Below are 18,605 nucleotides of genomic sequence, written 5' to 3' on the forward strand. Positions count from 1 at the left end.
CGGCGGCTTATGATAATTTCGGCTTCGCGGCGGGCGGATTGCTGGTCGAACCGCTTTGAGGTTCGATCACGATGCGAACGCAAGCCCGCGAAGTCAAGCAACGTAATGGTAGAGCTGAACGCTTGCGCTACCAGCGCAAATCAAACTAGGCATATCGTCAAAACGCTTTGAGAGGAACGCGAAGCAATGACACTCAAGGAACTCGCCGAACGGTTGGGGCTGTCTCCGACGACGGTGTCGCGGGCACTCAACGGCTATCCCGAGGTCAATGCAGATACCCGCGCGCGAATTGTGGCCGCCGCCCGCGAATACGGCTATCGCGCGAATACCATGGCGCGAAAGCTGGCAACGGGGCGGTCCATGGCGATCGGACATGTAATCCCGTTGAGCGCTCATCAGATGATCAACCCCATCTTCGCGGAATTCATGGCGGGCGCGTCCGAGATCTACAGCTCCGAAGGCTACGAAACCCTGCTGTCCGCCGTGCCGCAGGCGAACGAGGTCCAGACCTACCGCGAGCTTGCCCGCCGCCGGTCCGTGGACGGTCTGATCGTGCACACCCCGCGCCTGGACGACCCGCGTGTCGATCTGCTGCGTGAATTGGGCCTGCCCTTCGTCGTGCATGGCCGCTCGGTGGACATAGATGAGGATCGCCCCGTTTATCTGGACATCAACAACCGCCGGTCGTTCGAATTCGCAACCAACTACCTGATTGAACTGGGGCACCGCCGCTTTGCCCTGCTCAATGGGATAGAGACGATCAGTTTCGCCCGCCGCCGCCGTTTCGGGTTCGAGCAGGCATTGGACGCGCAGGGCCTGCGAGCCCCGGCCAGCCGGATGGTGAACATGGAGATGACGGAGACGAACGCATATGACGTGACCTGCGCATGGCTGCGTGAACCGCAGCCCCCCACCGCGATCCTGACCTCCAGCACGATCTCCGCGCTGGGTGTGGCGCGGGCCGTGCGCGATGCGGGACTGGAACTGGGGGTCGATGTCTCACTAATCAGTCATGACGACGATCTGTCATTCATGGCGAACGAGGGCGATCCGCCGCCATTCACGGTGCAACGCTCCTCGGTCCGGGATGCGGGGGCGAAATGCGCCCGAATGCTGATCGACCACATCGCGGGCAAGAAGGTCAGCAGCGAGATCTGGGACTGTGAGTTCATCGAGGGCCGCTCCACCGGCCCCGCACCGAAGGAGACCTGATATGACCGGCCTTGGCTTTACCCGCGCCGATTTTCCCGAGGGGTTCGTCTTCGGCACCGCCACCTCCGCCTATCAGATCGAGGGGGTGAAATTCGGTGGCTGCGGCCCGTCGCACTGGGACACCTTCGCTGCCACTCCCGGCAATGTGGAGCGGGCAGAGGACGGTGCACTCGCCTGCGATCACTACAACCGCTGGCAGCCCGATCTGGACCTGATCGCCAACGCGGGGTTCGACGCCTACCGGTTTTCGATGAACTGGGCGCGGGTGATGCCCGACGGACAGCGCGTGAACCCCGAGGGGCTGGATTTCTACGACAGGCTGGTGGACGGCATGTTGGCGCGCAACATACGGCCCTATGCGACGCTCTATCACTGGGACCTGCCCGCCGCGCTGGCGGACAAGGGCGGCTGGCGCAATCGCGACGTGGCAAGCTGGTTCGCGGACTACACCGAAACCGTGATGGGCAAAATCGGGGACCGGGTGGAGGCAACGGCCACGATCAATGAGCCGTGGTGCGTCGCATGGTTGAGCCACTTCATCGGGGCCCACGCCCCCGGATTGCGCGACATCCGCGCCGCCGCTCGCGCCATGCACCACGTCCTGCTGGCGCATGGTCGCGCGGTCGAAGTGATGCGGGGCATGGGCCTGAACAATCTAGGGATCGTTACCAACCTCGAAGGCTCCACCCCCGTGGACGACCGGCCTGAGACTATTGTCGCGCATGAACGCAACCACGCCCTGTACAACGAATGGTTCCTGTCGGCCGTGTTCAAAGGCGAATATCCCAAGGCCGCGCTCGAGGGGTTGGAGCCGCATCTGCCGCAAGGCTGGCACGACGATTTCCCCACCATTCAGGCCCCGGTCGATTGGCTGGGCATCAATTACTACACCCGCAAACGCGTGGTGAATGCCGGCGGCGCATGGCCACAGATCGCATACACGCCCGGCCCGCTGGAAAAGACCGCCTTTGACTGGGAAATCGATCCCGATCAGTTGCGCCATTTCCTGACATGGGCCGCGACCGAATATTCCGGCGACCTGCCGATATACGTGACGGAAAACGGCATGGCAGGGCATGACTATATGCTCGACGGCACATGTCCCGATCCGCAGCGCGTCAAATATCTGCGCGACCACTTCACCGCAGCCAGACAGGCGATTGCCGAGGGAACGCCGCTAAGGGGGTATTTCGTCTGGTCGCTGATGGACAATTACGAATGGGCGGCCGGATACGATAAACGGTTCGGCCTCGTCCATGTCGATTTCGATACGCTGGAGCGTACGCCCAAGGACAGCTACCACGCGATCAGCGCTGCCCTGCGCGAGTGACGTTTCGGCGTCGTGACACATCCCCGCCGGAGGCGCATTTATAAAGCTGCGCCTCCGGCGGGGATATTTTTCAGAAAGTGAAGGGGCCGGTCGCCCCCCTCGGATCAGTCGAGCGCCTGGTCGGTGATTTCCAATGTGTACGCGCCCTCAGGCTCCATCGTGATGACGGGGTCGGACCCGCCGCCCAGCAGGGTGGCCACGGTACGTTCGTAATCGGCCACATCCAGCGCGCCGTTCGAGCCTGCGGTCAGTTTGGCGATCTCAGTCATCATGCGGACCTGATGCGCCTCCGTCTGTGCGCCGGTCGCGTCGTTGTCGAGCACGATTTCGGCGGCTTCCTCGGGATTTTCCTCGGCCCACTTCCACCCCTTCATCGAGGCGCGGACGAACCGGACCATCCGGTCCACAAACTCGGGATCGTCGAGGTTTTCCTCAAGCACGTACATGCCATCCTCAAGCGTTGCGACGCCCTGATCCTCATACTTGAAGGTGATCAGTTCGTCCTCACCCACACCGGCATCCAGAACCTGACCGTATTCGTTATAGGTCATGGTCGAAATGCAGTCCGCCTGCCGCTGCAACAGCGGATCGACGTTGAACGCCTGCCGCAGAACGGTCACGCCGTCCTCGCCGCCATCCGTGGGAATACCGAGTTGGCTCATCCAGCTCAGGAACGGATATTCGTTGCCGAAGAACCACACGCCGATGGTCTTGCCTCGGAAATCCTCGGGCGTTTCGATGCCCGCATCGGCCCAGCAGGTCAGCATCAGGCCGGACGTCTTGAAAGGCTGCGCGATGTTGACGACGGGCACGCCGCGTTCACGTGCGGCCAGGGCGGAGGGCATCCAGTTGAGCATGACGTCCGCGCCGCCACCGGCCAGGACCTGCGGCGGTGCGATATCGGGGCCGCCGGGCTGGATCGTGACATCGAGGTTCTCATCCTCGTAATAACCCTGATCCAGCGCGACGTAGTACCCGGCAAACTGGGCCTGCGTGACCCATTGCAACTGCAACGTCACCTCGTCCTGCGCCATCGCGGGCGTGGCGAGCAGGGTCGCTGCGGCCAAAGTCTTGAGCAATTTCATAGTTCTCTCCTTGTTGGGGCCCCCGTCACCTTCCCCTTTGTGACGGATGCCAGAAGGTGGCCGCTCTCTCCAGCAGCGTTACCACACCGTAAAAGGCCGAGCCCGCAAGGGCCGCGACCAGAATCACCGCCCAGACCATGTCGAGCGCCAGCCGACCGACCTGAGTGGAAATACGAAAGCCCATGCCGAGCGTCGGCGAGCCGAAGAACTCCGCCACGATGGCACCGATCAACGCCAGAGTCGTGCAGATTTTCAGACCGTTGAAAATGAACGGCCCCGCAGCCGGCAGTTTCAGTTTCATCAACGTCTGCAAGGGGGAGGCGGCATAGGTCCGCATCAGATCGGCCTGCATCCGGTCCGCCGCCGCCAGCCCCTGCACCGTATTCACCAGCATCGGGAAAAAGCACATCACCGCAACCACCGCCGCCTTTGACTGCCAACCGAAGCCGAACCACATCACGAAGATCGGCGCCATGCCGATGATGGGCAGCGCGGCCATGAAGTTGCCGACCGGCAGCAGGCCGCGCTTCAGGAAATCGGAACGGTCCACCGCCAGCGCCATGGCAAAGGCCACCGAGCATCCGATGACATAGCCTGACAGCGCGCCCTTCACGAAGGTCTGGACGAAATCGGCCCACAGGGTCGGCAGGTTCGCCGCAAAGGCCTGCCCGATGGCCGAGGGCGGCGGCAGGATCGCACCCGGCACGCCCAGCCCGCGGACCAGCAATTCCCACAGGACCAGCACCGTAACCCCGAACAGGATCGGCGCGAGGGCCCCCGCCCCCCTGCCCCCCCGGATCCGGGCGAGGCGGGCATTCATCCACCACCCCCCGAACCAGATCATCAGCGCGGCGAAGATTACGGCAAAGTTCATCGTCCGAACCCCATATGTCTGGTCACGATCCGCTCAAACACGCCGACGGCCAGGATCAGCAGCGCCGCGAGGACAGCCGCCCCGAACAGCGCCGACCAGATTTGCACGGTCTGGCCATAATAGCTGCCGGCCAGCAATCGCGCGCCCAGACCGGCGACAGCGCCGGTCGGCAGCTCACCGATGATGGTGCCGACCAGCGAGGCCGCCACCGCGATCTTCAGTGAGGTGAACAGATAGGGCATCGAACTGGGCAGGCGCAGGCGCAAGAACCCTTGCAGGCCGCTGGCGTTCCACGTCTTCATCTGGTCCAGCTGCATCGCACTGGGCGCGCGCAGACCCTTCACCATGCCCACGGTCACGGGGAAAAAGCTGAGATAGGTGGCGATGATCGCCTTGGGGATGAAGCCCTGCATCCCTATGGAATTGAGCACCACGATAATCATCGGCGCGATGGCCAGGATCGGGATCGTCTGACTGGCGATGACCCACGGCATCACGCTGCGATCCATGGTTCGGCTATAGACGATGGCCACGGCCAGCGCGATGCCCAGTGCCGCGCCAAACCCGAACCCGGCGAGTGTCACGCTGAGCGTGACCCAACCGTGGTAGACGAGGCTGCGCTTGGACGTGATCTTCTTCTCGACCGTCGTGTCCCATAGCTCCACCGCGACCTGATGGGGGGCGGGCAGACGGGGCCGGTCCTGATTCCAGGTCTCCACAATCAACTCCGAAGTCGTCAGCGTCCTGTCCTGCCGCTCCGCCTGCTGGCGCGCCCAGTCCGCATTCAACGCGACCGCGCCCGCATACCAGATCGCGATCAATGCCGCCAAAACGGTCAGGATGGGAACGATGGACCTCATGCCGCTGCCTTCCTGGTTGTCGTCAAACGGCTCCTGCCCTCACCACCGCCCGCGCGGGTCTGTAGGATGGACTCTGGATATTTTAAGAGCAAAGTAAGACCTGCCTGGTTGAACGGTCGGTGCGGAACAGGCTGGGAAGCCGATGGCCGTGAGCGAAGTCGGCCTGTCGTCCCGTCCCCCTCCTTGGGGCGGCAGGTTGCGCTATACATCCTCATGCCCCGCGCGCAGGCCTTCGCGAACCCGGTGGGCGATGGCGATGAATTCGGGGCTGTCGCGAATCTCCAACGGGCGCTCACGCGGCAGGGTGCTTTCAATCACGTCCGTCACACGGCCGGGGCGGGGCGACATCACGACGATCTTGGTGGACAGATACACCGCTTCGGGAATGGAATGGGTGACGAAGGCGATGGTCTTTTCCGTCCGCGCCCACAGTTTTAGCAACTGTTCGTTCAGGTGATCGCGCACGATCTCATCCAGCGCACCGAACGGTTCATCCATCAGCAGCAGGTCCGCGTCAAAGGCCAGCGCCCGCGCGATCGAGGCGCGTTGCTGCATTCCGCCTGACAATTGCCACGGGTATTTCTTCTCGAACCCGGCAAGGTCTACCAGCTCCAGCGTGCGCGCCACACGCTCCGCCTGCTCGGCCTTGGAATAGCCCATGATTTCGAGCGGCAACCGGATATTGCCACCGATGGTCCGCCACGGATACAGCCCCGCCGCCTGAAAGACGTAGCCATAGGCGCGGGATTTGCGCGCCTCGGCGGGTGACATGCCGTTAACGGTGATCTCCCCCGCCGTCGGCTGCTCCAGATCGGCGGCGACGCGCAGGAAGGTGGTCTTGCCACAGCCCGAGGGCCCGATGAAGCTGACGAACTCCCCCTTTCCGATGTCGAGGTTCACGTCCTTGAGCGCGTGAACCGGTCCATCGTTGGTCTGAAAGGTCAGGGAGAGATTGCGGGCTGAGATAACGTTGGCTTGCAAGGCACGTCCTTCGGGTTGGTCAAGCAAGTGACACAATTTTTGACCGGGTGGTCAAGGGGCAGATGGGAGCGCCAACAATTCATTCATCTTCGCAAGGAATGCCGAACAGGTTGTTATGGCGAACCGACACAACCGCGACAGGCTGATAAGTGTAGTCTTTTCAGATCGTACGCGACATCCCACGAGACTTTTCCAACCAAGTGGACGTGTAGATAGCATCTTGCCCAACTCGGAATAGGTCCGCGACCCTCCCGGATTCACCGTTGCTAAAGGTGTCGACATCCGAAAGGGTCTCTACCGTGCCCAATAGCACCCGCCACCCCAAATTTTCGAGACTGGCGGGTGAAAGTTGAGGCCTTAAACCCCGCTCGGAATGTTCATCGGATCGCGCTCGATCTTCCTCGGCGTGTTCAGCGATTTCCACTTGCTCAGCGCCTTGGACGCACTGGCGAATGCAGGCCGCTTCACGAACTTGCCGCGTCCGGGCTGCGGTTGCGAGTTCTGGCCGTAGGCCCAGATCACGTCGCCGCGGCTCAACGTGTAGCGAGGCTGCGCCTTCACCTCGAACCCTTCGAAGACATTGTATTCGATGATGGATTTCTGGGTAGAGGCGGACACCGTCTTGCTGATCGACGGGTCCCAGACCACGATATCCGCGTCGCCGCCCACCATGATCCCGCCCTTGGTGGGATAGATGTTGAGGATCTTCGCGATGTTGGTGGAGGTCGCGGCCACGAATTCCTCAGGCGTCAGGCGACCCGTCTCGACCCCTTGGGTCCAGAGCATCGCCATGCGCTCCTCAAGGCCCCCGGTGCCGTTCGGGATCTGGGTGAAGTTGTCCAGACCCATCCGCTTCTGCTCGTCCGAGAATGCCGCATGATCCGTCGCCACAACTTGCAGCGAACCGGCGGACAGACCCGACCACAGGCTGTCCTGATGCATCTTGTTGCGGAAGGGCGGGGACATGACGCGGCGGGCGGCGTATTGCCAATCCTTGTTGAAATACTCGCCCTCATCCAGAGTCAGGTGCTGGATCAGCGGCTCACCATAGACGCGCATCCCCTTCTGACGTGCACGGCGGATCGCCTCATGCGCCTGTTCGCACGACACGTGCACGATGTAGAGCGGCGTGCCGGCGGCATCCGCGATCATGATCGCGCGGTTGGCGGCCTCGCCCTCGACCTCGGGGGGGCGGGAATAGGCGTGCGCCTCGGGTCCGGTCTGCCCCTCGGCCAGCAGACGCTCCTGCATAGCCTGCACGATGTCGCCGTTTTCCGCATGGACCAGCGGCAGCGCGCCCAGCTCGGCACAGCGCCGGAACGAGGCGAACATCTCATCATCCTCGACCATCAGAGAGCCCTTGTAGGCCATGAAATGCTTGAAGGTGTTGATACCGCGTTGCTTAACGACCGCCTCCATCTCATCGAAGATGTTCTCGTTCCAGTCGGTGATCGCCATGTGATAGCTGATATCGGTGCAGATCTGATCCTTGGACTTCCGGTCCCAGGCGTCGATGGCGTTGAGCAGCGAGCCGTCCTCACCCGGCAGGCAGAAATCCACCAGCATCGTGGTGCCACCCGCCGCCGCCGCGAAGGTGCCGGACTCGAACGTCTCCGCCGCCGTGGTGCCCATGAAGGGCATTTCCAGATGCGTATGCGGGTCGATGCCGCCCGGGATAACGTAAGCATCGGTGGCGTCGATGGTCTCATCCCCTTTGAGGTTCTCACCGATCTCGACGATCTTCTCACCGTCGATCAGGACGTCCGCCTTCCACTGACGGTCGGCGGTGACGATGGTTCCGTTCTTGATGACTTTGGTCATTGGTTTGGCCTCCTTGAATGCGACATGCCCCGGACCTGATCCGGGGCCGCTGCCCGCGCACTCAGACCGGAGTCGTTTCGGCGAGATCGACCCACCGTGGATTTGCTCGAGAGATCAGATCGTCTTTCCAGGCGCGACGCCAGCGTTTCAGACGCCGCTCGTGAAGCCGTGCCTCGTGCAGATCGTCGAACTGCATATGCCAGACGAGACGTGTGATGCCGTAACGCGCCGTATGGCGTGAGCCTCGCCCGGATTTGTGCTGCTCGATCCTGCGCGACAGGTCGCGCGTCAACCCGACATAGATTGCACGGTTCGAACGGTTCGCCAGAATGTAGACGGTGTATTCCATCCACTAGATCGTGCGCGCGTTCGGTTAATAGAACGTTAACGCGCCCCGGACCTGATCCGGGGCCATGCCGGTTACGACTTACGCGGCCCCGGATCAAGTCCGGGGCGGGTTGTGCTGTTGCAGTTGGCCTCAACTCTGCACCCCCGCCGTTTCGACCACTGCATGGAACAGCACGTTCGTGCCCTTCTCCGCCCAGTCCTTGCTGATCTCCTCCGCCTCATTGTGGCTCAACCCGTCCACGCAAGGGCACATGACCATCGCCGTCGGTGCGACCCGGTTGATCCAGCAGGCGTCGTGGCCCGCGCCCGAAATCAGGTCGCGGTGAGAGTAGCCGAGGCGTTCGGCGGCGTTGCGCACGGCCGTCACGCAGCCCTCGTCGAATTCGACGGGATCGAAGCCGCCGACCTTCTCGAACGCGATGCCTAGGCCAAGGTCATCCGCGATGGCCTGCCCGCCGGACTTGAGCCGCCGCTCCATGTCCTCGATCACGCTGAGGTCGGGGGAGCGGAAATCGACGGTGAACACGACCTTTCCGGGAATCACGTTGCGTGAGTTCGGGAAGACGTCGATATGGCCCGCAGCGCCGACCGCGTGGGGCGCGTGCGACCAAGCGATTTCGTCCACCAGATCGAGGATCCGCGCCATGCCTAGGCCCGCATTCTTGCGCATCGGCATCGGGGTGGAGCCGGTGTGCGAATCCTTGCCCGTGATCGTGACCTGTGTCCACGACAGGCCCTGACCGTGGGTGACGACGCCGATATCCTTTTGCTCCGCCTCCAGAATCGGGCCTTGCTCGATATGCAGCTCGAAGAAGGCGTGCATCTTGCGCGCGCCAACCTCTTCGTCCCCCCGCCAACCGATGCGGTCCAGTTCATCACCGAAGCGTTTGCCCTGCGCGTCGGTCTTGCCCTCGGCCCAGTCCTGCGTGTGAATGCCCGCAAAAACACCGGAAGACAGCATGGCAGGGGCGAAGCGCGTGCCCTCCTCGTTCGTCCAGTTGGTGGCGACGATGGGATGCTTTGTCTTGATGCCCAGATCGTTGAGGGTACGGATGATCTCCAACCCGCCCAGCACGCCCAGCACGCCGTCATACTTGCCGCCGGTCGGCTGGGTATCCAGATGCGAGCCGACATAGACCGGCAGCGCATCCGGATCCGTTCCCGCGCGGGTGGCGAACATATTGCCAAGCTGGTCGAGGCCCATGGTGCAGCCCGCATCCTCGCACCATTTCTGGAACAGGGCGCGACCCTCGCCATCCTCGTCCGTCAGGGTCTGGCGGTTGTTGCCGCCCGCCACGCCGGGGCCGATCTTCGCCATTTCCATCAGGCTGTCCCACAGCCGATCCGCGTTGATCTTCAGGTTTTCACCTGGCGCGTTGGTTGGGGCTGGCATGGGCCTATCTCCTTGTGGATTGGTAAAATTCAAGTTGGAAAGCTGAAGCTGGCACCCGCCTTGATCCCGTCGGGCCAGCGTTGCGTGACGGTTTTGAGCCGGGTGTAGAAGCGCACGCCCTCCGGCCCGTAAATCGCATGATCGCCGAAGCTGGAGCGTTTCCAGCCGCCGAAGGAATGATACGCCACGGGCACCGGGATCGGTACGTTGATGCCGACCATGCCGACCTCGATCCGATCCGCGAAATCACGCGCGGCGTCGCCGTCGCGGGTAAAGATCGCGGTGCCGTTGCCGTACTCATGATCGTTGATCAGATCCACGGCGGAATCATAGGTCTGCGGCGTCATCACGGACAGCACCGGGCCGAAGATTTCGGTGGTGTAGATGTCCATGTCCGGGGTCACCTTATCGAACAGCGATCCGCCCAGAAAATATCCGTTCTCATAACCTTGCAGAGAGAACCCGCGCCCGTCCACGACCAGTTCGGCGCCCTGTTCCACACCGCTGTCGATGAGGCCGCAAATGCGAGCCTTCGCCTCACCCGTGATGACGGGGCCCATCTCGGCATCCGCATCGGTGGAGGGGCCGATCTTCAGGGCTTCCACCTTCGGCTTCAACGCCTTGATGAGTTTCTCACCCGTTTCGGCACCGATCGGCACAGCGACCGAGATTGCCATGCAACGCTCCCCGGCGGAGCCGTACCCCGCACCCATCAGCGCATCCGCTGCCTGATCCATATCGGCGTCAGGCATGACGATCATGTGGTTCTTGGCCCCGCCAAGTGCCTGAACACGCTTACCATTCGCCGTACCGCGGGCGTAGACATATTCAGCGATCGGGGTGGAGCCGACGAAGCTGACCGCCTTGATGTCGCGATTATCGAGCAGAGCATCGACGCACGTCTTGTCGCCATGCACGATGTTCAGCACGCCATCGGGCAGTCCCGCTTCCTTCAGCAGTTCCCACGCGAACATCGGGGCGGAGGGGTCGCGTTCCGAAGGTTTCAGCACGAAGGTATTTCCACAAGCGATTGCAATGGGATACATCCACATCGGCACCATCGCCGGGAAGTTGAACGGGGTGATCCCGGCCACCACGCCCAGCGCCTGCCGGTCGCCATAGCTGTCGATGCCGGGGCCGACATTGCGTGAGAACTCACCCTTGAGAAGTTGCGGAATGCCGCAAGCGAACTCGACCACTTCAAGGCCGCGCTGAACCTCCCCCATCGCGTCATCGTGGGTCTTTCCATGCTCACGCGACAATTCGCGGGCCAGCTTGACGGCGTTCCTGTTCAGCAGTTCCAGAAACCTGAACATGATCCGCGCGCGTTTCAGCGGCGGCGTGGCGTGCCAGGCCGGGAAAGCCGCCTTGGCGTTCGCAACGGCTTGGTTCACCTCCTCGACCGAGGACAGCGGCAGCGTTCCGACCGCCTCACCCGTGGCGGGATTATAGATGGGTTGCGTGCGGCCCGAAGTGCTGTCCGTAAAGGCTCCGCCAATCGCGTTCTGAATGCTGTAGGTCATCGTTTACTTTCGTGGTCTTGCCGGAAAATCCGGTGGCTGCCTTTGGATCGGCCAAAGGCAGGTGAAGTGTCAGGGCAAATCGCGCAGCACATCGGAAAGGGTGCCGAACAGCTGGTCGATCTCGGCCTTCGAGATGATCAGCGGCGGGCTGAGCGCGATGATATCGCCGGTGGTGCGGATCAGGATGCCCTTGTCATAGGCACGCAGAAACGCCTCGAACGCGCGGGCGGTGGGCTTGCCCTCGATAGGTGCAAGCTCAATCCCCGCGATCAGGCCGAGGTTCCGCACGTCGATGACATTGGGCAGGTCGCGCATCGAATGCGCGGCATCCTGCCAGTACTCCTCCAACTCCGCCCCACGCTGCAACAGACCCTCCTCCCGGTAGGTGTCGAGGGTGGCCAGACCCGCGGCGCAGGCCATCGGGTTGCCGGAATAGGTATAGCCGTGGAACAGCTCGATCAGGTTTTCGGGACCGTCCATGAAGGCATCGTGAATATCGGCAGTGGTCAGCACCGCGCCCATCGGGATGACACCGTTCGTCAGGCCCTTCGCCGTGGTGATCATGTCGGGCATGACATCGAATTTCTGGGCCGCGAAGGGCGCGCCGAGGCGGCCGAACCCGGTGATGACCTCATCGAAGATCAACAGGATGCCGTGCTTGTCGCAAATCGCGCGCAGGCGTTGCAGGTAGTCCTTGGGCGGCACCAGAACGCCGGTCGAACCGGCCAGCGGCTCCACGATTACGGCGGCGATGGTGGAGGGATCGTGCAGGGCGCAAATCCGCTCCAGATCGTCGGCCAGGTTGGCGCCATGCTCCGGCTGCCCCTTGGTGAAGGCGTTCTGTTCAGGCAGATGCGTGTGCGGCAAGTGATCCACCCCCGCCAGCATGGTGCCGAAATGCATCCGGTTCTTGACGATGCCGCCGACGGAGATACCGCCGAAGTTGACCCCGTGATAGCCCCGCTCGCGCCCGATCAGGCGGGTGCGCGTCCCCTCACCCCGCGCCCGGTGATAGGCGATGGCCATCTTCAACGCGGTCTCGACGCTTTCGGAACCGGAATTGGTGTAGAACACGTGTTCCATGTTGTCGGGCGCGATATCGATCAGGCGGTTGGCCAGCTCGAACGCCTTGGGGTGGCCCATCTGGAAGGCGGGGGCGTAGTCCAGTTCCGCCGTCTGGGCGGCCACGGCCTCGACGATTTTGGGCCGCGCGTGCCCCGCATTGCAACACCACAGACCCGCCGTGCCGTCCAGCACCTGCCGCCCGTCCGAGGTGGTGTAATGCATGTCCTTGGCCGCGACGAACATCCGCGGATTCTTCTTGAACTGGCGGTTCGCGGTAAACGGCATCCAGAATGCGTTGAGGTCGTTGGGCGCTACGTTCGTGCGATCCGACATGGCCGCTGATCCTTTGACTTGCGGGATTAAGCGTTGCGCCGTCTCCCGGGGCGGGTATGGTCTTTTGACCAATTGGTCAGAACGCTAGGCGGCGTCAGAAGGCCAGTCAAGCACGGGATGGAGACGGAGCAGAGATGGCCGACGGCGCGCAACGCAAACCGACCCGCATTCAGATCCAAAAGCGTGAGCTGATCCGCGAGGCGGCGCTGGATGTCTTTTCCGCCCAAGGTTTTCGCGGCGCGACGCTGGACCAAATCGCCGAGGCAGCGGGCCTGTCCAAGCCGAACCTGCTGTATTATTTCGAGAGCAAGGAGGCGATCCACGCCGAGTTGATGGACCGCCTGCTGGATACCTGGCTGAACCCCCTGCGAGAGATGGACCCAGACGGCGACCCGCTGACCGAACTGCGCGGCTATATCCAGCGCAAACTCGAAGCCTCACGCGATTATCCCCGCGAAAGCCGGCTTTTCGCCAATGAGATCCTGCAAGGTGCGCCCCGGCTTGGCTCAGAACTGTCCGGACCGCTGCGCGCTCTGGTCGAGGACAAGAGCGTCGTGTTGCGACAGTGGATGGCGCAGGGGCGGATCGTGCGAATGGATCCGCAACATCTGATCTTTGCGATCTGGGCCGTCACGCAGCACTACGCCGATTTCGACGTGCAAGTGCAGGCCGTGCTCGGCTCGAACGATGAGGCACGCTTCCACGATGCGGCCGCGACAATCGAGACGTTGTTCTTCAAGGGTCTGCTGCCGCGCTAACCTTCGTCGCGCAGCAGCATCAGCAGGGCCAGAATGGTCGCGATCACGCCGACCGCAAGCACAGGCTGCGGCCAGCCGTTGCCCAGCGCGCCCTCCCACACGATAACGACCGCCGGGGTAAGGTAAGTATAGGCCATGACCTTTGAGCTGGGCAGGCGCAAGGTCGCGAATTGCAGCAACAGGAATGTCGTCGCACTGGCGAAGATCGACAGATAGGCCAGCACCAGCCAGAAGATCGGCGGCAGGACCGTCCAATCGGTGGCCAGCGCGTCCCCTCCAGCATAGAGCGCCATCAGAACGATGGCGCCCAGCAACATCCCGAGCGTGAACACCAGTGGCGGCTCGCCCCAGTTCAGCTTTCGCACCAAGGGAGTGTAGAGCGCGTGCGCCACGACCCCGAGGAAGAAGATCGCCTCCCCCGTGCCGATGTCGAAGGCCAGCAAACGCTCCAGACTGGCATCGAAGATTACCCACAACGCCCCGGCCCCGCCCAGCATCAGCGCCGCCGCCATGCGCGGCGTCGTGCGCTGACCCAGCAGGAGATAGCCAAAGCCCGCCGACAGAATCGGCGTCAGGGTAAACATCGCCGCCGTGTTGATGGCGGAGGCCGTGCGCAAACCCACGAACATCAGGATGAAATAGATCGCGAATATCCCGCCGAGCAGCGGATAACGCCAGCTCGCCCGCAGATGCCACGCCTTGATCCGCCCCGTTACGGCGGCGATGCCCCCCAGCACCGCCGCCGCCAGGATGAATCGCACCAATGTCAGGACCGTCGGGTCCACCATTCGTGCGATCAGCCCCCCCAAACTGAACGATCCCGCAACCAGAAACGCAAAGAGCAGCATGGCCGCATGACCATGCAGCGCGTTCATTCCGCAGCGACCGCCGCCGGGTTGTTGGGATGGGTCGTCCAGTCCGCGAAACCTTCCTCGACCACTTTGCCTGTGCGCGGATCGACGCTGCCCGGGGCCATCGCCTCCATCGTGATGCAATCCTCGACCGGGCAGACATTGACGCACAGGTTGCAGGCAACGCATTCCTCATCGATCACGGTGAAGGTGCGGTCCGCGCTCATCCCGATGGCCTGATGCGAAGTATCCTCACACGCAGCGAAGCAACGTCCGCATGAAATACACAGGTCCTGATTGATCTTGGCCTTTGCCACGTAGTTGAGGTTCAAGTTCTTCCAGTCGGAACAATTCGGCACGGCGCGCCCGCTGATCGCCGCAATGGAGGTGTGGCCCTTCTCATCCATCCACTGGCTGAGGCCGGATTTCATCTCCTCCACGATCTTGAAGCCGTAGGTCATCGCCGCGGTGCAGACCTGCACGGATCCCGCGCCCAGGGCGATGAACTCCGCCGCGTCGCGCCAGGTGGTGATGCCGCCGATGCCCGAGATCGGCAGGTTGGCCGTTTCCGCGTTGCGCGCAATCTCCGCGACCATGTTCAGGGCGATGGGCTTGACCGCCGGGCCGCAATAACCGCCATGCGCGCCCTTGCCGTCGATGGTCGGTTCCGGTGCGAACAGGTCGAGGTTTACGGACGTGATCGAATTGATCGTGTTGATCAGACTGACGGCGTCGGCCCCACCGCGATAAGCAGCCTCCGCCGGTTGGCGCACATCGGTGATGTTGGGCGTCAACTTGACGATGCACGGCATCCGGGTGTTCTGCTTTACCCAGCGGGTGACCATTTCGATATATTCAGGCACCTGCCCGACGGCGGAACCCATGCCCCGCTCGGACATGCCATGCGGACAGCCGAAGTTCAGCTCCACCCCGTCGGCACCGGTATCCTCGACCAGGGGCAGGATCTGTTTCCAGGCCCATTCCTCACACGGGACCATCAGGCTGACCACCATGGCGCGATCGGGCCAGTCACGCTTGACGGCCTTGATCTCCTCCAGATTGGTTTGCAGCGGACGGTCGGTGATCAGTTCGATGTTGTTGAGGCCCAGCAACCGCCGATCCGCGCCATAGATCGCGCCGTAGCGGGGGCCGTTGACGTTGACGATATGCGGATCCAGGCCTAGCGTCTTCCACACAACGCCGCCCCAGCCGGCCTCGAACGCCCGACGCACATTGTATTCCTTGTCTGTCGGCGGCGCGGAGGCCAGCCAGAACGGGTTGGGCGATTTGATGCCCGCGAAATCGATGCTCAGATCAGCCATGGCTCAGGCTCCGTTCATCAGGGTTGCGTGAATATCCTCGGCGGCGTCGCGGCCCTCGGCCACGGCGGTCACGGTCAGGTCTTCGCCACCGGCGGCGCAGTCCCCCCCGGCCCAGACGCCTGCGCGTGAGGTGCGGCCGGGACCAGTCACCGCGATCTTGCGTCCGTCCAGATCGAGGCTCACCTCCCCCAGCGTCTGACCGATGGCCACGAACACCTGATCGGCGGCAAGGCGGAACACCTCACCCGTACCGCTCAGCCCGTCCGGCCCATCGGCCGTATATTCGAAATCGACTCCGTCAGCATGAACCGCGACCGGCTGGGCGTTGCAGATCAGGCGCACCCCCTCATGCGTGGCGTGATCCTGTTCCTTGGTACTGGCGCTCATCCGGTCCTGCCCACGGCGATAGACGATGGAGACGTTTTCCGCCCCCAGCAGACGCGACTGCACGGCAGCGTCCACCGCCGTCATGCCCCCCCCGATCACCACGACGTTGCGCCCGATGGGAACGGAGGATTTCTCTGACTGGCGCAAGGTATCGATGAACCGCACAGCATCGACAACATTGTCCAGCCCATCATCCGCCAGTCCCAGCGCATTCACGCCGCCAAGGCCGATGGACAGGAAGACCGCGTCATGCTCCTCGGCGAGGCCATCCAGCGTAATCTGCGCGCCCAGCTTCTGCTCGTGACGGAAGGTGATGCCGCCGATCTGCATCAGCCAATCGACCTCCTTCTGCGCGAAATCATCAGGCGTCTTGTAGGCCGCGATGCCGTACTCATTCAGGCCGCCGGGTTTCGGCTTCGCATCGTAGAGGACCACGTCATGGCCATGCAGGGCGAGGCGATGCGCGGCGGACAGGCCTGCGGGACCGGCACCGACGACGGCCACGGTCTTGCCAGTCGGGGCGGCGCGGCTGAACGGGTGCTTGCCCTGCCCCATCACGGTGTCGGTGGCGTAGCGTTGCAGCAGACCGATCTGCACCGGCTTGCCCTCCGCCGCCTCACGCACACAGGCCTCCTCACACAATTGTTCAGTCGGACAGACGCGGGCGCACATTCCGCCGAGGATGTTCTGGTCAAAGATTGTCTTTGCCGCCGCCTCCGGTGTGTCCGTCGCGATCTGCCGAATGAAAAGCGGGATGTCGATGGAGGTGGGACAGGCCGTGACGCAAGGTGCGTCATAGCAGAAATAGCAGCGATCCGATGCGACCTGTGCCTCGTGACGATCGAGTGGCGCATAAAGATCGCCGAAATTCTGCGTGTATTGTTGTTCGTCCAGCCTGCCTGCGGCGATGCCGTCGATCCGTGTGCCTCGGGTCAAGATCAACCTCCCTGGGTTACGATTTCAAAAATCGTTGCACAGGGTCGATTTTTTATCAATTGGTAAAAATAAGGATCATGTAAGTTGCCCCAGATGGGTTTCGATAGCGTCTCGCATGTCCGCAACGGAAAAGGGTTTGGCGACGAAGTGGTCCACCGTCTCATCCTCGGCCTCATCCCGGTACGCGTCAGATGTGGCCAGAAAAACCGGGATACGCGAAAATACAGGATGCGATTTTATCTTTCGCGCCAAATCCACGCCGCTCAACCCCGGCATGTTTAGGTCGGAAATCACCAGATCGAACTTCCGCTCCGCCATCATTTCAAGCGCGCTTTGCCCGGTCGCGGCGAGGGCAACAGACTGCACCCCGAGCCGCGAAAGGCACTGCCGCGCGAGCCCTCGCATACTTTGCTGATCGTCCACGACCAAAATCGTGAGTGAGTTTGCCGTAGGCATCAGAAATTCCTCATCATTGTCCTGCGACCTTGCCAACGGAAGGTTGCCAAAAGGTGGAGATTCGCGCTGCGATTGCAGATAAAGGCAAAATTTCATCCACAACGCCCGCCTCGACCGCTGCGCGCGGCATTCCGTAGACCACACAACTGTCACGGTCCTGCGCGATGACCGAGGACCCTGTCGCGTGCAGCTCATTCAATCCGTTCGCCCCGTCCCTGCCCATGCCGGTCAAGATCACACCGATCGTCGGCAGCCCCAATCGGGCCATCGCCGCAAACATCAGATCGGCGGATGGAGTATGCCCGAGCGGGGGCGGCGCGTCCGACAGGGTGCAGAGGAGTCCTTTCACCCCCATCACCGGCAGCAAATGTCGATGCCCCGGCGCAAATCGGATCATTCCGCGCCTCAGCCTTTCCCCATCCTTCGCGACCGCGATGTCTCGTGAGAGGCGCAGTTGCAGGCGGCTCGCCAACCTTTCAACGAAGGGGGCGGGCATGTGCTGTGTCACCACGATGGGCGGAAAATCTAGGGGCAGAGCAGGCAGGATCGTGGCCAGCGCCGCCACTCCGCCGGTGGATGCGGCGAACCCGATCAGCTCGGGTTCGGTCAATGGCCGCTCCTTTGCTACCTGACGGGAGGCTATGGCCCCGCGGGTGACACCATCCACGTGTGCTGATGCGGCAAATGTCACCGCATCCGCCAATTCGTCGCGAAACCGGGTCATGCCGTCCAGTCCGGTCGGTTTGGCCACAACCTCGACCGCACCCTTTTCGAGCGCGGTCAGCGAAGCCTCCGCCCCCGCGGAGGTCAGCGCCGACACCATGACGACGGGCAGCGGACGCTCGGCCATAATGCGATCCAGAAACATGATCCCGTTCATGTCCGGCATCTCGATATCCAGAGTCATGACGTCGGGCTGCTCCTCCTGAAGCAGGCTCTGAGCCGAGACGGCATCGTTGGCGAAAGCGATGCGCCCCACCTGCGGCATCTCCGCCAGGATGTCGCCGATCATGCGACGCATCAAACGGCTGTCATCCACCACGAGTATATAGAGCTTGCGCATAGGTCCC

Annotated in this window: 17 protein-coding genes; 3 read left to right on the plus strand and 14 right to left on the minus strand. The window is 62.6% G+C overall.

Annotated elements, in window-relative coordinates:
- The first annotated feature begins 186 nt into the window (after positions 1-186).
- Together G8E03_RS00065 and G8E03_RS00070 are read left to right on the plus strand one after the other, a co-directional pair.
- Positions 187-1,212, plus strand: a complete 1,026-nt coding sequence (locus tag G8E03_RS00065; protein WP_166187225.1) for a LacI family DNA-binding transcriptional regulator — start codon at positions 187-189, stop codon at positions 1,210-1,212.
- 1 nt (position 1,213) lies between these two features.
- A complete protein-coding gene (locus G8E03_RS00070; RefSeq protein WP_166187228.1) occupies positions 1,214-2,542 on the plus strand; it encodes a GH1 family beta-glucosidase in 1,329 nt (442 codons plus the stop codon).
- A 104-nt stretch (positions 2,543-2,646) separates the two neighbouring features.
- Here G8E03_RS00070 and G8E03_RS00075 read toward each other — a convergent pair whose 3' ends face one another.
- The 9 genes from G8E03_RS00075 to aptA form a co-directional block, all read right to left on the minus strand.
- Positions 2,647-3,627, minus strand: coding sequence for an ABC transporter substrate-binding protein (locus G8E03_RS00075; RefSeq protein WP_166187230.1), 981 nt, complete (start codon positions 3,625-3,627; stop codon positions 2,647-2,649).
- A 25-nt stretch (positions 3,628-3,652) separates the two neighbouring features.
- A complete protein-coding gene (locus G8E03_RS00080) occupies positions 3,653-4,447 on the minus strand; it encodes an ABC transporter permease (protein WP_430693249.1) in 795 nt (264 codons plus the stop codon).
- A 50-nt stretch (positions 4,448-4,497) separates the two neighbouring features.
- Positions 4,498-5,361, minus strand: a complete 864-nt coding sequence (locus G8E03_RS00085) for an ABC transporter permease (RefSeq protein ID WP_166187233.1) — start codon at positions 5,359-5,361, stop codon at positions 4,498-4,500.
- A gap of 201 nt (positions 5,362-5,562) precedes the next feature.
- Entirely contained in the window at positions 5,563-6,342 is a 780-nt protein-coding gene (locus G8E03_RS00090; protein WP_166187235.1) for an ABC transporter ATP-binding protein, read from the minus strand.
- 357 nt (positions 6,343-6,699) lie between these two features.
- Positions 6,700-8,163, minus strand: coding sequence for a dihydropyrimidinase (hydA, locus tag G8E03_RS00095; RefSeq protein ID WP_166187237.1), 1,464 nt, complete (start codon positions 8,161-8,163; stop codon positions 6,700-6,702).
- Positions 8,164-8,224: 61 nt separating this feature from the next.
- Positions 8,225-8,512, minus strand: coding sequence for a GIY-YIG nuclease family protein (locus G8E03_RS00100; protein WP_166187239.1), 288 nt, complete (start codon positions 8,510-8,512; stop codon positions 8,225-8,227).
- A 129-nt stretch (positions 8,513-8,641) separates the two neighbouring features.
- Positions 8,642-9,904 (minus strand): Zn-dependent hydrolase, encoded by a 1,263-nt coding sequence (locus G8E03_RS00105; RefSeq protein WP_166187241.1) that lies wholly within the window; start codon positions 9,902-9,904, stop codon positions 8,642-8,644.
- 29 nt (positions 9,905-9,933) lie between these two features.
- Positions 9,934-11,427, minus strand: coding sequence for a CoA-acylating methylmalonate-semialdehyde dehydrogenase (locus G8E03_RS00110; RefSeq protein ID WP_166187243.1), 1,494 nt, complete (start codon positions 11,425-11,427; stop codon positions 9,934-9,936).
- A gap of 69 nt (positions 11,428-11,496) precedes the next feature.
- Positions 11,497-12,825 carry an omega-aminotransferase AptA gene (aptA, locus tag G8E03_RS00115; protein ID WP_166187246.1) on the minus strand — a complete coding sequence of 443 codons (1,329 nt, stop codon included), beginning with the start codon at positions 12,823-12,825 and terminating at the stop codon, positions 11,497-11,499.
- 134 nt (positions 12,826-12,959) lie between these two features.
- Here aptA and G8E03_RS00120 point away from each other — a divergent pair, with 134 nt between their 5' ends.
- Complete coding sequence (locus tag G8E03_RS00120) at positions 12,960-13,583, plus strand: TetR family transcriptional regulator C-terminal domain-containing protein (RefSeq protein ID WP_166187248.1); 624 nt, start codon at positions 12,960-12,962, stop codon at positions 13,581-13,583.
- Here G8E03_RS00120 and G8E03_RS00125 read toward each other — a convergent pair.
- From G8E03_RS00125 to cheB, 5 genes are all read right to left on the minus strand, one after another.
- Positions 13,580-14,458 (minus strand): DMT family transporter, encoded by an 879-nt coding sequence (locus tag G8E03_RS00125; protein ID WP_166187250.1) that lies wholly within the window; start codon positions 14,456-14,458, stop codon positions 13,580-13,582. The two genes, G8E03_RS00120 and G8E03_RS00125, sit on opposite strands and share 4 nt — an antisense overlap.
- Entirely contained in the window at positions 14,455-15,756 is a 1,302-nt protein-coding gene (gene preA / locus G8E03_RS00130) for an NAD-dependent dihydropyrimidine dehydrogenase subunit PreA (RefSeq protein ID WP_166187252.1), read from the minus strand. Before preA ends, G8E03_RS00125 begins: the two co-directional genes overlap by 4 nt.
- Positions 15,757-15,759: 3 nt before the next feature.
- On the minus strand, positions 15,760-17,079 hold the full coding sequence (locus G8E03_RS00135) for an NAD(P)-dependent oxidoreductase (protein ID WP_430693227.1): 1,320 nt from the start codon (positions 17,077-17,079) through the stop codon (positions 15,760-15,762).
- A 75-nt stretch (positions 17,080-17,154) separates the two neighbouring features.
- Entirely contained in the window at positions 17,155-17,535 is a 381-nt protein-coding gene (locus G8E03_RS00140; protein WP_166187254.1) for a response regulator, read from the minus strand.
- Positions 17,536-17,548: 13 nt separating this feature from the next.
- The gene (gene cheB, locus G8E03_RS00145) at positions 17,549-18,598 is read right to left on the minus strand and encodes a chemotaxis-specific protein-glutamate methyltransferase CheB (protein WP_166187256.1); all 1,050 of its coding nucleotides are present in this window, start codon (positions 18,596-18,598) and stop codon (positions 17,549-17,551) included.
- Positions 18,599-18,605: the final 7 nt, after the last annotated feature.

Source organism: Pontivivens nitratireducens (assembly GCF_011290545.1).
GTDB classification, from domain to species: domain Bacteria; phylum Pseudomonadota; class Alphaproteobacteria; order Rhodobacterales; family Rhodobacteraceae; genus Pontivivens; species Pontivivens nitratireducens.

What these genes read in the sequence shown, in the direction of transcription:
- G8E03_RS00080 (WP_430693249.1), bottom strand. Translation starts at nt 4,447, where the DNA reads ATGAATGCCCGCCTCGCCCGGATCCGGGGGGGCAGGGGGGCGGGGGCC.
- cheB (WP_166187256.1), bottom strand. Translation starts at nt 18,598, where the DNA reads ATGCGCAAGCTCTATATACTCGTGGTGGATGACAGCCGTTTGATGCGT.
- G8E03_RS00110 (WP_166187243.1), bottom strand. Translation starts at nt 11,427, where the DNA reads ATGACCTACAGCATTCAGAACGCGATTGGCGGAGCCTTTACGGACAGC.
- G8E03_RS00120 (WP_166187248.1), top strand. Translation starts at nt 12,960, where the DNA reads ATGGCCGACGGCGCGCAACGCAAACCGACCCGCATTCAGATCCAAAAG.
- hydA (WP_166187237.1), bottom strand. Translation starts at nt 8,163, where the DNA reads ATGACCAAAGTCATCAAGAACGGAACCATCGTCACCGCCGACCGTCAG.
- G8E03_RS00070 (WP_166187228.1), top strand. Translation starts at nt 1,214, where the DNA reads ATGACCGGCCTTGGCTTTACCCGCGCCGATTTTCCCGAGGGGTTCGTC.
- aptA (WP_166187246.1), bottom strand. Translation starts at nt 12,825, where the DNA reads ATGTCGGATCGCACGAACGTAGCGCCCAACGACCTCAACGCATTCTGG.
- G8E03_RS00065 (WP_166187225.1), top strand. Translation starts at nt 187, where the DNA reads ATGACACTCAAGGAACTCGCCGAACGGTTGGGGCTGTCTCCGACGACG.
- G8E03_RS00075 (WP_166187230.1), bottom strand. Translation starts at nt 3,627, where the DNA reads ATGAAATTGCTCAAGACTTTGGCCGCAGCGACCCTGCTCGCCACGCCC.
- G8E03_RS00105 (WP_166187241.1), bottom strand. Translation starts at nt 9,904, where the DNA reads ATGCCAGCCCCAACCAACGCGCCAGGTGAAAACCTGAAGATCAACGCG.
- G8E03_RS00140 (WP_166187254.1), bottom strand. Translation starts at nt 17,535, where the DNA reads ATGCCTACGGCAAACTCACTCACGATTTTGGTCGTGGACGATCAGCAA.
- G8E03_RS00125 (WP_166187250.1), bottom strand. Translation starts at nt 14,458, where the DNA reads ATGAACGCGCTGCATGGTCATGCGGCCATGCTGCTCTTTGCGTTTCTG.
- G8E03_RS00085 (WP_166187233.1), bottom strand. Translation starts at nt 5,361, where the DNA reads ATGAGGTCCATCGTTCCCATCCTGACCGTTTTGGCGGCATTGATCGCG.
- preA (WP_166187252.1), bottom strand. Translation starts at nt 15,756, where the DNA reads ATGGCTGATCTGAGCATCGATTTCGCGGGCATCAAATCGCCCAACCCG.
- G8E03_RS00100 (WP_166187239.1), bottom strand. Translation starts at nt 8,512, where the DNA reads ATGGAATACACCGTCTACATTCTGGCGAACCGTTCGAACCGTGCAATC.